This is a genomic window from Hymenobacter latericoloratus, from assembly GCF_014199535.1.
GTDB lineage: Bacteria > Bacteroidota > Bacteroidia > Cytophagales > Hymenobacteraceae > Hymenobacter > Hymenobacter latericoloratus.
On record NZ_JACHNV010000001.1, the window covers coordinates 411,971 to 424,546 of the forward strand.

8 protein-coding genes are annotated in these 12,576 nt (G+C 61.7%); 3 read left to right on the forward strand and 5 right to left on the reverse strand.

Translation table 11 applies throughout. The annotated features are described in order from the left end of the window. The first annotated feature begins 30 nt into the window (after window positions 1-30). From GGU46_RS01875 to GGU46_RS01885, 3 genes are all read left to right on the forward strand, one after another. The gene (locus tag GGU46_RS01875) at window positions 31-3,939 is read left to right on the forward strand and encodes a metallophosphoesterase (protein WP_246398692.1); all 3,909 of its coding nucleotides are present in this window, start codon (window positions 31-33) and stop codon (window positions 3,937-3,939) included. A gap of 306 nt (window positions 3,940-4,245) precedes the next feature. Next, a complete protein-coding gene (locus tag GGU46_RS01880) occupies window positions 4,246-5,367 on the forward strand; it encodes a DUF6268 family outer membrane beta-barrel protein (RefSeq protein WP_183401890.1) in 1,122 nt (373 codons plus the stop codon). Window positions 5,368-5,545: 178 nt separating this feature from the next. Beyond that, window positions 5,546-5,968 carry a hypothetical protein gene (locus GGU46_RS01885; protein WP_183401891.1) on the forward strand — a complete coding sequence of 141 codons (423 nt, stop codon included), beginning with the start codon at window positions 5,546-5,548 and terminating at the stop codon, window positions 5,966-5,968. Window positions 5,969-6,054: 86 nt separating this feature from the next. On the opposite strand, the gene GGU46_RS01890 is transcribed toward GGU46_RS01885, so the two are convergent. The 5 genes from GGU46_RS01890 to GGU46_RS01910 form a co-directional block, all read right to left on the reverse strand. Next, on the reverse strand, window positions 6,055-7,134 hold the full coding sequence (locus tag GGU46_RS01890) for an NAD(P)-dependent alcohol dehydrogenase (protein ID WP_183401892.1): 1,080 nt from the start codon (window positions 7,132-7,134) through the stop codon (window positions 6,055-6,057). A gap of 169 nt (window positions 7,135-7,303) precedes the next feature. Then, on the reverse strand, window positions 7,304-7,639 hold the full coding sequence (locus tag GGU46_RS01895; RefSeq protein ID WP_183401893.1) for an ASCH/PUA domain-containing protein: 336 nt from the start codon (window positions 7,637-7,639) through the stop codon (window positions 7,304-7,306). 282 nt (window positions 7,640-7,921) lie between these two features. Beyond that, entirely contained in the window at window positions 7,922-10,012 is a 2,091-nt protein-coding gene (gene ppk1 / locus GGU46_RS01900) for a polyphosphate kinase 1 (protein ID WP_183401894.1), read from the reverse strand. 106 nt (window positions 10,013-10,118) lie between these two features. Further along, window positions 10,119-10,610 carry a SixA phosphatase family protein gene (locus GGU46_RS01905; protein ID WP_183401895.1) on the reverse strand — a complete coding sequence of 164 codons (492 nt, stop codon included), beginning with the start codon at window positions 10,608-10,610 and terminating at the stop codon, window positions 10,119-10,121. 160 nt (window positions 10,611-10,770) lie between these two features. Then, window positions 10,771-12,492 carry a GEVED domain-containing protein gene (locus GGU46_RS01910; protein ID WP_183401896.1) on the reverse strand — a complete coding sequence of 574 codons (1,722 nt, stop codon included), beginning with the start codon at window positions 12,490-12,492 and terminating at the stop codon, window positions 10,771-10,773. Window positions 12,493-12,576: the final 84 nt, after the last annotated feature.

Consider the following 12,576-nt stretch of genomic DNA (forward strand, 5'->3'; position numbering starts at 1 on the left):
ACCGGGCTTTTCCGCTACTTTCTCTTTTGTATGAGCAGACATTTCCTGTCGTCCTGTTGCCTGCTGCTGGCCCTGGCCGGCGGGGCCGCGCCGGTGGCGCTGGCCCAGCAGAAAACCCAGACGCCCCACCCCGAGCGCCCCAACTACCGCAAGGGGGGGCTGAACTGGGAGTCGAAGACGCCGCCCGACAGCTCCCTGATCCGCTACACCGTGTTTCTGATTGGCGACGTGGGCAAGCCGATTCCGGAGGCCGAAGGCGGGGAGCCTTCCCTGAATTACCTGCGCAAGCAGATTCTGGCCGCCGGGGCCAAAAGTACCACCGTGTACCTCGGCGACAATATATACGAGTACGGCATGCCCGAGGCTAAAGCCTCGGACCGCCAGGAGTCGGAGCGGCGCATCATCGACCAGATGAAGATTCTGCGCGACTACCAGGGCGAGAAATACATGATTCCGGGCAACCACGACTGGAAGCAGGGCAAGCGCGGAGCCGTGGAGCAAGTAAACCGCGAGCAGTTCTTCGTGGAAAACTACTTGCAGAGCGACTCGGCGGCTTTCCCCTATACCGGCGACTTTTTCCTGCCCCGCAATGCCTGCCCCGGCCCCGTGGAGGTGCGCCTGCAGGACGACCTGGTGCTTATTGCCATCAACTCGCAGTGGTTTCTGCAAACCTCCGGCGAGCGGCCCTACGGCGCCAACAGCGGCTGCGGCGTGGCCAACGAAACCGATTTCTTTACCCAGGTAGAGGACATTATCCAGCGCAACGCGGGCAAGAACATCATGGTGGTAGCCCACCACCCCCTGTTCTCCGACGGTATTCATGGTGGCTACTTCACCCTGGCCGACCATTTCTTCCCGCTCAGCATTGTCTACAAATACGCCTTTGTGCCCCTGCCGGTCATTGGCTCCATTTACCCATTTGCCCGCAAGTACGGCGGCATTTCGCAGGATATTCCGCACCCGCTGTACCAGGCCTATAAAAAGGGCCTGATGGAAATCTTCAATAAGTACCCCAACGTGGTGTACGCCGCCGGCCACGAGCACAACCTGCAGTATTTCAAGGAAGGCAACCTCAACCACATCGTCAGCGGCTCGGGCTGCAAAACCCAGCACGTGAAGCCCGGCAGCGGGGGTGAGGCGTTCTTCTCCGACAAGGAAAAGGGGTTTGCCCGCGTGAACTACTACAACAACGGCGAGGTCTGGACGGAGTTTTACGTGCCGAACGGCACGGGTGAAACCGGCCGCCTCGTGTTCCGCACGCCCATGTACGCCCAGCAGGCCGTGGCCTCTACCGACTCGGTGGCCCGGCCCCTGGCTGGCCCGCGCCCCCGCTTCGCCGACAGCACCGTGACGGTAGCGGTTAACAAGCAGTACCTCGACCGCAGTGGGGTGCACAAGCTGTTCTTCGGCAAGCACTACCGCCAGGAGTGGGCAACCCCCGTTACGTTCCCGGTGCTGGACCTGGCCACCGAGAAGGGCGGCCTGACGCCCTACAAAATAGGGGGTGGCAAGCAGACGGCTTCCCTGAAAGTACGCAACGAGGAGGGCCGCAACTTCACCATCCGCAGCCTCAACAAAGACCCCTCGGCTGTGCTGCCCGAGGCCCTGCGCGAAGGTGCCGCCGCTGATATTCTGCAGGATCAGATTTCGGCCCAGCACCCGTACGCTGCCCTGGCCATTCCGCCCCTGGCTACGGCGGCCGGCATTCTGCACACCAACCCCGAGCTGCGCTACATCCCCCAGGACCCCCTGCTGGGCCAGTACCTGGAGCGCTTCGGCAACACGCCGGGGGCCATTGAGGAAGATGCCAAGGACGACCAGAGCAACGTGGAAAGCCTGGGCAACGCCAAAAACCTGGTGGGCACCGACAAGGTGTTTGAGCGCATCACGGAAGACAACGACAACCGCGTCAATGAAAAAGCCTTTGCCCGCTCCCGCCTCTTCGATATGTGGATTGGCGACTGGGACCGGCACGAGGACCAGTGGCGCTGGGCCGAGAAAAAAGATAAGGACGGGGACCGGAAATTTACAGCCGTGCCCGAGGACCGGGACGTGGCCTTCTTCAAGGGCGACGGTATTTTCCCCTACCTGGCCTCGCGCAAGTGGGCCATCCGCAACTTCCAGAACTTCGGGAAGGATTATGCCGACTGGAAAGGCCTGAACCTGACGGCCCTGAGCAACGACCGGGTGTACCTGGCCTCGGTAACCAAGGAAGAGTGGGTAAAGCAGGCCGAGGAAATGAAGGCTGCCCTCACCGACGACGTAATTGAGCAAGCCTTCCGGGAGCGGTGGCCCCAGCAGATCTACGCCCAGCACGGCCCCGAAATTGTAGCCAAGCTGAAAAGCCGCCGCGAGCTGCTGCCCCAGGTAGCCGCCGATTACTACGAGGTGCTCAGCAAGGTAACCGAGGTAAAAGGCTCCAAGAAGCGGGAGCGGTTTGTGGTGGAGCGCCTGCCCGAGGATAAGACGCGCGTAACAGTGCAGAAAATCAACAAGGAAGGCGAGCTGACCAAGATACTCTTTGACCGCACCTTCGACAACAAGGTAACCAAGGAGCTGCGCCTCTACGGTTTCGAGGGCCAGGACCGGTACGAGGTGAAAGGCGACGTGAAGCGGGGCCCGCTGGTACGCATCATCGGCGGCCTTGATCGGGACTCCATCATCAATACCTCCAACGTGGGAGGCCTGGGGCACCGCCTGCACATCTACGACGCCGACACCGGCAACGTGATTGTGGCCGGCCAGGATTCCCGCCTGCGCCTGGAGCCCGGCATTGACGTAAGCCGCTACGACGTGCACACGCGTGCCAACCGCAAGGACTATACCCTCAACTACTTCGGGCCTACCGCTTACTTCGGCTACAACGTCGATGACCGGTTGTTCTTCGGTGGGGGGGTAGTGTACCGGACCTACGGTTTCCGGAAGGAGCCCTACGCCACCGAGCAGAGCCTGGCCGCCAACTACTCGCCCTCCCAGAGCGCCTACAACGTGCGCTACCTCGGCCACTTCGTGGACGTGCTGGGCCGCACGGACCTGCGCCTGACGGCCCAGCTCTACGGCCCGCAGTTGCTCTATAACTTCTTCGGGTTGGGCAACAACACGCGCAACATTCTGGCCGACGACCGGGATACCCGCGCCCGCGACATCAACGACACCTACCGCATCCGTTTCTCGCGCCTCTACGTGTCGCCGATGCTGGAAAAGGATGTGTTCAGCTTCCTGCGCTTCGGTTTCGGGCCCCAGTACGACCAGTTCCGGGTGGACCGCAGCCAGATTGGGCAGGAAATAGCCGCTGGCCTCGATGAGAACGGCAACGGCCGCGAAGGCACCGCCGCCGCCGGCATCCGCAGCTCCGATTTTGGCCTGAACCGCTACCTCGGGGCCCGGGCCTACCTGAACCTCGACGCCGCTTCCTCGCCTAAAAATCCGCGCATTGGGCTGCGCTGGTACAACTCGGCCGAGTACAACCACCAGCTCAATGGCGAGAAGCTTACCTATGGCCGCCTGGCCACGGAGTTCCGGGCCTACCTCTCGCCCAACTTTCCGTTCCAGCTGACCTGGGCCGGCCGCATCGGGGCCAGCCGCAACCTCGGCGACTACCGCTTCTTCCAGGCCAACACCCTGGGCGGCACCACCAACCTGCGCGGCTACCGCCGCACCCGCTACGCCGGGCGCTCCTCGGTGTACGGCAACGCGGAGGTGCGCGTGCAGCTGTTTACCTTCAACGCCTACCTGGTGCCCGGCAAGTTCGGCATCCTGGGCCTGGCCGATGCCGCCCGCGTGTACTCCTCCCGCGACACCGAAACGGGCCTGAAAGCCTTCCACACGGCCGTTGGGGGCGGCATATGGGTTGATATTCTCAAGCAGGCCGTTGTCAACGCCACGTATTCCGTGGGCGAGGAAAACCTGATTTTTGTCGGTTTCGACTTCCTGTTTTAAGTGATGAATGAGTGAGTGAATTGCTGTCAGGGCAAGGCACGAAGCCATCTTTCCTCTCTTTTGTAACCAGCCTGATAACCTGATGAGCCCTTACTTCCAGCACGGAGGTAAGGGCTTGTCACATTTGAAGGGGGTAGCACATTGGTCAGGACGGGTGGCGTCGTCGGGCCTCTTCGCCCTGGCAACTCACTCCTTCACTTCCTTCACCCATTCACTGTATCACCAGCTCCCTATCCTTTTTACGCGAAAGACGTTAAGGCTAGCCTGACGCCTTTGCGTTGTGTTTACCCTCCGCTTATCACCCGTATGATTCTTGTTTCCGTTCCGAAAACGTTGAGGATGCTGCGGCCACTGGTGGCTTCGGCGGCGGTGCTGTGCGCCGCGTCGGCCCAGGCCCAGATTACACCCACCGCGCCCCCCGTGTACCCGCCGCCCGCCCCGCCCCTCGGCGACACGGCTGCTGCGGCCAACACCCAGGAGTTTGCTACCCCCTCCGTGGTAGGCATGGGCCCCAGCAAAGGCCTGGTGTTTCACTACGAGCGGATGCCGCGCTTCAATGTGGCCTCCGATGGCAAAGTGGTGGGTTTGCAGGACTACAACTCGCAGGCTACCAAAAACGCCCGCCTCGTCATCAAGGGGTACATTCCCATGCTCAACCGCCCGCACCTGAAGCTGATTCTGGGGGTGAACTACGAGCGGGAGGAATTTAAATTCCGGGAGTTTCCGACCCGCTACGAGCTCTACGACAACATCGAAAACAAGGGCCTGAAAACCCTGGGTACCCAGCTGGCCGTTATCCGGCCGGTAAACGAGGTGAACTGGTATATCTTCCGGGTGAAGGGGGAGCTGAGCGGCGACTATACCTCCTCGGAGCTGAGCGTGCGCGACTACCTGCGCGTGTCGTCGGAGTTTCTCTACGGCTGGAAGCGCAGCCCCACCTTCTCGTGGGGGGTAGGGGTGCAGCTGGGCTACACCTTCGGGCGGCAGAGCATTTACCCGGCCGTGCTGTATAACCGCACCTTCAACAACCGCTGGGGCGTGGAGGCCCTGTTCCCGGCCCGCATTACCATGCGCTATAATGCCTCGCCCCGGTCTTTGTTTTTCGCGGGCTACTCTGTTGATGGCCTCAACTACATTATTAAGCTGCGCGAGCCCCTGCGCCGCGAAAACGCCATTGACCTGCGCACCCTGGAGCTGCGCGAAACCGAAGTGAAATTCCGGGGCCGCTGGGAGCGGGAAATCTATGACTTTCTGTGGTTTGGGCTGGAGGGCGGCTACCGCTACAACTACGCCTTCGATGCCTTTGACCGTACCAACGACAATCGCGTCAAGATCATCGACAGCAAGCTGGCTGGCGCGCCCTACGCTTCCTTCGAGTTATTCATTGTGCCGCCGCGCAAATTCCTGAGGAAAACCGTGGATAAGTAGGCTGCCAGGTCTTTTTCCCAGCCCGGCAAACTTTATGCGCAGGCCCCCGACTCATCGGTCCATTGGGACGTGGGCCGGGGGCCCGTTCATGAAGTTGCCCGGGCCAATCTGAACAGTAGCAACCTTGCCCTAACCCGCCTACGTTATCTGCCTTCTTCCTCTCTCTATTCCTATTCCCATGCAGATTTCTAAGCACACAGACCTCCGCGACGGCAGCAGCTGCATCCTGGAGTACGATGAAGCCAACGGCTGGCTCCGTGCTACCTGGCTGGGCCACGTTGAACCCCGCGAAGCCTACAACGGCGCGGCGCGCTACCTGCAGGCCCTGCAAAATGTACGGTGCCCGTATTTGCTGAATGATAACAGCCAGCTTTCCGGCCCCTGGTTTGATTCGGTGGAGTGGCTGCGCACGGTATGGCTGCCGCGGGCCCTGCACATGGGGCTGCGCTACGTAGCCCACGTAGCCCAACCCCACGACCTGCTCGACGAGGCCGCCAGCATGGGCCGTAGCCTGCTGGAGGGCCAGCTGCACCTGCAGGTGTTCGATGATGTGGCCTCTGCCGAGGAGTGGCTGCACCAGATGCAGGCCGACGCCGCCTAGCGCCCTACCCCCCCCGGCCCGGCCCAAACGCCAAGGCCCCGACGCTGATGAGCGCCGGGGCCTTGGTGCTAAAAGAACAGAGTGCCTTAGGCTGGCTCTTTCAAGGACTGCATATCGATGACGTAGCGGTAGTGCACCTCTTCGTCCTGCATCTTATCGAAGGCCTTATTGATGTCCTGGATGGGAATCATTTCCACCTCGGGCAGAATGTGGTGCTGGGCGCAGAAGTCCAGCACTTCCTGGGTTTCCTGAATGCTCCCGATGATGGAACCCGCCACGGAACGCCGGTGCATGGCCACGTCCATGTTGTTGAGGGGCTTTTTGTACTCGCCCAGCAGGCCCACCGTGACAATCGTGCCGTCGCGGCGCAGCAGGTTCACGTAGTCGTTGATGTCGTAGCTGTCGGGGATGGTGCTCAGGATAAAGTCCAGGGTCAGCTCGTGCTGCTCCACGGCTTTTTTATCGGTGGACAGGATGACGTGGCGGGCGCCCAGCTTGGCGGCGTCGCCCTGCTTCTCTTCTGAGGAGGTAATCACCGTGACTTCGGCGCCCAGCGCGGCGGCCAGCTGCACGGCCATGTGGCCCAGGCCGCCCAGGCCCACTACCCCCACCTTGTGGCCCGGCCCGATTTTCCAGTGCTTCAGCGGGGCATACGTAGTTACGCCGGCACACAGAATAGGGGCCACGGCCTTGATATCGAGGGCCTCGGGAATGCGCAGCACGAAGGATTCCTTCACCACAATATCCGTGGAGTAGCCGCCGTAGGTGTTGTAGCCGCTGCCATCGGGCTTCATGTAGCCGTTGTAGGTAGCGGTCCAGCTCACGGGGCCCTCGCAGTAGTTTTCCTCCTTTTCCTGGCAGGGGGCGCAGGTGCCGCACGAGTCAATCATGCAGCCCACGCCCACTACATCACCCACCTGAAACGTAGTGACGGCGCTGCCTGCACGCACCACCCGCCCGATTACCTCGTGGCCGGGCACGCAGGGGTAAATCGTGTTTTTCCAGTCGTTTTTTACCTGGTGCAGATCGGAGTGGCAGACGCCGCAGTACAGCACCTCAATGTGCACCTCATCTTCTTTGGGAGCGTGCCGCTCAAACTTCATTTCCGAGAGGCCATTGAAGATGGAGTTGGAGGCGCCATAGCCTTTGGCTTGAATCGTTTCCATGCAGGGTTTGGGTTGAAAATGAAGGATATAGATACTCTAAACCCATACGCCCCGCCTACAGGCGTGATTGTGCCGGGCTGGCTGAGCCGCCAAGCAATGCGGGCAGTAAGCAAAAAGCCCCTACCGGGGGCAGGGGCTCAAAAGGGCAGTACCAGAACCGAAAACGGCGCTACCATAGCTTGGTGTTGCTGATGCCGGCCGGCAGGGGCGGGTGCTCGGAGAGGCCCAACACGCACCAGCCCGCTTCAACCCCAAAGGAGCCGCCCTGCAGCAGATAACTCACCCACCGCTCGGTGCTGCGGCCGCTGTACTGCTCGCTTTCCGGTTCGTACTCGCGCAGCAGCAGGGCATCGCCTACCTCGAAGTTCCGGTCGTTGAGGCGCACGTCGAAGGGCTTGGTGCCCGCCACCACAGCGGCAAAGCAGGCCGGCCATACCTTCAGCTCGTGGCGGTTGGTCGTAGCGCCTCGAACCGGCGCCAGCGTACCCGAAGATGTATAGTTCATGGAAGTGAAGTCAAAAGGGTGAAGGAGCGAAGGCAGAGAAAAATCATGCCGTATTGCCCAAGTAAAACCAGTTATGGTTCTGAAACAGACAATACAGGCGTACTGTTTAGCCTACGCGCCCGGCACTGCAAAGTTGCCGGGCACGTATTACCTAATGATGAAGGCACTGCTAGGATGCTGCTGCGGTGGCTCCGGCGGTGTGGCGCCCCGGGCCTATCAAAAAAGCCCCTGCCGGTGGGGCAGAGGCTTTTAGCGGGAGGCAGGATGCCGGGCCGGTGGGGCTTACTTGCGCTTCTTACCCGGTTTGCAGAGGCTTTTCAGGTACTCGTAGGTATCAAACTGGGAGCGGATGCGGGCCGCGGCCGTGTCCTCGGGGCCAATGAAGCGGTTATGGAAGTCGCGGGCCTTCACGTTGTCCTGGCGCTGCAGGTCCAGCAGGTGGCGCACCTCAGCGCGCAAATCGGGCTGTAGAATGGGGAAGGCCACCTCCACGCGCCGGTCGAGGTTGCGGGCCATCCAGTCGGCGGAGGCCACGTACACTTTTTCCTCGCCCCCGTTGCCGAACACGTATACCCGGGCGTGCTCCAGAAACCTATCGACCATGCCCCGCTGCCGGATGTTCTCGCTCTGGCCCGGCAGCTCCGGAATCAGGCACGAAATGCCCCGAATCAAGAGCTCTACCCGCACGCCGGCCTGGCTGGCCTCGTAGAGCTTCAGAATCATGCGCTCATCCTGCAGGGCGTTCAGCTTCAGAATGATGTAGGCCTCTTTCCCGTCGCGAGCCAGCTCTATCTCGTGGTCGATGAGGGCGTTGAGCTTCTCGCGCAACTCAAAGGGCGCCACCAGCAGGTGCTGAAAGTGGCCGGTTTTGTCCTGACGGTCGTGGAAATAGCGGAACACTTCCACTACCTCCCGCGTGAGGTCAGGGTTGCTCGTGAACAGGCCGTGGTCGGCGTACACCTCGCTGGTTTTCTCGTTGAAGTTGCCCGTGCTCAGGTAGGCATACAGGCGGTTCTGGCCTTCCTCGGAGCGGGTGATGAGCAGCAGCTTGCTGTGTACTTTCAGCTCCGGAATGCCGTAAATAACGTTGGCGCCGGCTTTCTGCAGCTTCTCGGCCCAGAACATGTTACTTTCCTCGTCGAAGCGGGCTTTCAGCTCGACCACTACCGTTACCTGCTTGCCGTTTTTGGCGGCTTTCAGCAGGGCTTTGGCTACTTCGCTTTTGCCGGCCACCCGGTAGAGCGTGATGCTGATGCTGCTGACCTGCGGGTCCTGGCCGGCCTCGTTGATCAGGCGCGTTACGTAGTCGAAGGACTGGTAGGGCGGGTGCAGCAGGTGGTCGCGCTCGGCAATGGCGGGCAGCAGCTTGCCAGTGCGCGGCAGGGTAGGGTGGGGCAGGGCCGGCATGGGCTCGTACTGCAGCTGAGCCAGCCCGAAGTCCGGGAACCCGAAGAAGTCGCGGAAGTTGTGGTAGCGGCTGCCTTCCACCAGCTCGTCTTTGCCGATGCCGGTTTTCTGCATCACGGCCCGCAGCACCTCCTGGGGCATGGCCGGGTCGTAGAGCAGGCGGGCGGGGTAGCCGGTTTCGCGCTTCTGCAGGCTGCTTTTGATTTTGGCCAGCATGTTGCCCGATACTTCCTCCTGAATGTCCAGCTCGGCGTCGCGGGAGAGCTTAATGGCGTGCACCTGCACCTTCTGGTACTTCGGGAACAGCTCTTGGGCGCAGCACCGGATGACGTCGTCGAGAAACATCACGTACTTGTCGTCGCCCTGAGCCGGCAGCTCCACGAAGCGGCTGCCGTGGCGCTTGGTGGGCAGCTCCATCACTACCACGCGCTCCTCGTCCTGCTTTTTGCGGTTTTCGGGCTGGGTCAGCAGGAAGGTGAGGTACACGCTCTGGTCGCGCAGGAACAGGTGGTGCAGGTTGTCGTCGAGGATGAGGGGCGAAAGCAAATCCTGTACCTGCTCCCGGAAGTAGGTCTGCACCCAGGCGCGCTGCTCGGCCGTGAGGTCATGCTCCGATACCAGATGAATGTGCTGGGCCTTCAGGGCCGGCAGAATGTCGTTGCGAAAGGTTTCGCCGAAGGCCTCCTGCTGCCGGCCTACTTCCCGCAGCAGGTCCCGGAGCTGGGCCACCGGGTCTTCGCCCAGCTTGGCGCGGGTTTTCTTTTTGAGCTTCACCAGCCGGCGCAGGGTAGCCACGCGCACCTTGAAGTATTCATCGAGGTTGCTGCTGAAGATGGCCAGGAACTTAATGCGCTCCAGCAGGGGCACCTCGGGATTCTGGGCTTCCTGCAGCACCCGGCGGTTGAAGGCCAGCCAGCTCAGTTCCCGGTTCAGCAGCCGGGGCTGCGCCTGTGTGGTTTCGGACATGGAGAATCAGTTGCCAGTTGTGAGTGGTCGTTGTGAGTGGTCGGTTATGAGTGGTCAGCATATGCTATTCGCAACTGACCGCTCACAACCGACTACTCACAACTGATTACTGGTTTTTTGGGTGGTCGTAGAAGTAGTATTCGGCATTGGCCCGGTCAATTTCCGTCCAGCGGGCGCAGCTGAATTTCAGGCACACAATGGCGGCCGTGGGCATGTCGGGGATGCTGCTGGGGGAGAGGACGTTGGCAAACTCCGTGATGGTAGGGTTATGGCCTACCAGCAGCACCGAGTCGGCGGGGTCGGGTAGCTGGCGCACTACGGCCAGCAGGTCGGGCACGGTGGCTTCGTAAATAGGCTCTACCACCTCCACCCGCTCGGGGGGGTAGTCCAGCTCCCGGGCCACCAGGGCGGCCGTGCTCAGGGCCCGCACCGCCGGGGAGGTTACCAGCAGATCCAGCTGAATCTGGCGCTTGGCCAGGGCCTGGCCCATGGCCGGCGCATCGTCGCGGCCCCGGTCGTTGAGCGGGCGCTCCTTGTCGGTTAAGTCGTCGAAGCTCCAGCTGGATTTGGCGTGGCGCATCAGGTACAACGTCTTCATAAGGGGTAGGGAGTCAGGTGGCAGGCCTCTTTACTGTGGCGTTTGGAAAAGGTTATGTTCAGATTGGCCGGCCCGGCTGCCAAACGAAAAAGACCCGCCCAGAGCGGGCGGGTCTTGTTATACGAAGCCGGGCAAACTCGGGCCAGCCGGGGCCGGCCGCTTACTGTTTGATAAAGCGCTGGTGCGACACCTGCTGCCCATCCGTGATGCGAAGCGTGTACACGCCCCGGGCCAGCTGCCCGATGTGGAGCAGGTTGCCATCGAAGGTTACCTGCTTCATTTCGGCCCCGCGCACATCAAACACCCGCACCGATACGGCACTGGGGCTGATGGCGGCCGGAATTTCCAGGTTGAGCACATCGGTGGCCGGGTTCGGGAAGAGGCGGTAGCCGGCCGCCTCGGCCGTTTCGCCGGCCTGGCGGGCCGTGCCGCCCGTGATGTTGACGGTGTAGTCCTCGGTTTCGCCGTAGCTGTAGCTGTTGCAGCTGGTAGTGGCCGAGGCGTCGCTCATGACGATGCGCAGGCGAGTGGCGCCGGTTTTAGCCGTGGCGGGCACCGTGAACGTGCTGGTCAGGGTGCTGGCCGAAGAGCTGCTACGGCTGGCTACCAGCTCGCCCGAGTCGGTAAAGTCGCCGTCCTGGTTGTAGTCAATGTACACCTTCCAGTACTCCGGGTAAGCCGAGGAGGCGTAGGCGGCCGAGTAGCTGATGGTTTGCGAGGAGCCGGCCGTTACCGTAGTGCTCAGGGCCGTGCCGTCGTAGTAGCCCGCGTTGGCCCCCGAGGTGCGGTTGATAGAGCCTAGCTGCACTAGGTCAATCCACTCGTAGGCTACGTTGTTGCCTTTGCTGGCGCAGTAAGTAGGGGTGGTGGGGGTAGGAGTAGGCGGAGGGGTAGTGCCGCCGGGAGCCGTGCCGCCGTTCGAGGTAACCAGGGAGGCGCGGGCGCCCCCGGTAGCAAACAGGGCGTTCATGCGCGTGGACTGGCCGTTGGAGAACATGTACATGCAGGCGTCGTCCACGTAGTCCATGTAGTTCATGAACATGTCGCCGTTGGGGCCGTTGGAGCAGGTCACCTTCGGAAACGAGGGGCAGCTGTAGTTGCTGGTCTGTTGGGTAGGCGTGTCGGCTACCAGGTCGTTGCCGCAGCTGGCGTCGCCCCAGATGTGGCGCAGGTTCAGCCAGTGGCCTACCTCGTGGGTGCCCGTGCGGCCCAGGTTGAACGGGGCCGACGAGGAGCCGCCCCGCCCGAACGCCGAGGTCAGGATTACTACCCCATCGGTGCTGGCCGGGCCGCCCGGAAACTGCGCGTAGCCCAGCGTGCCGCCCGAAAGGTTGCACACCCACAGGTTCAGGTACTTGCTGGCGTCCCAGGCGTCGAGGCCGCCGGAGCTGGCCTTTTTCATGGCGTCGTTGGTGCCCCAGCTGGTCTTGGTAGTTGATTTGCGCTCAATGCCCGTGGTAGCCGCGCCCGTGGGGGTGCGTTTGGCCAGCACAAACTGCAGGTTGACATTGGCCGCCAGCCCGGCAAAGGCTGCCGGCGTTTTGCTGATGTCGGCGTTGGTTTTGCTGAAATCCTCGTTCAGCACATCAATCTGCGACTGAATCTGGGCGTCGGAAATGTTCTGGGCCGCGGTGTTATACAGCACGTGCACCACTACCGGAATGGTAATAGCGGCCGTGGCGCGCCGGGCCAGGGGCCGGCTGGCAAACTCCTGGGTCTGGCCCTCAATGCCGGCCAGGCGCTGGGCCAGTTCCGGGTCGGCGGCCAACTGAGCGGCCAGGTTTTCCATGGTGGCGCACTGGCGCACCGTCTGTGCTTCGGCCGTAAGCGAGGCACCCAGCCCAAGGCAGGCCAGGGCCATTGCGTAAATGGTTTTTTTCATAGAACGTGTTTTGGTTGTGAAAAAGAGAGCGTAAGCGTAAGAACGTAGAAACAGGCGTGTGGTTGTGAGAAAAGGAGCGAAGCG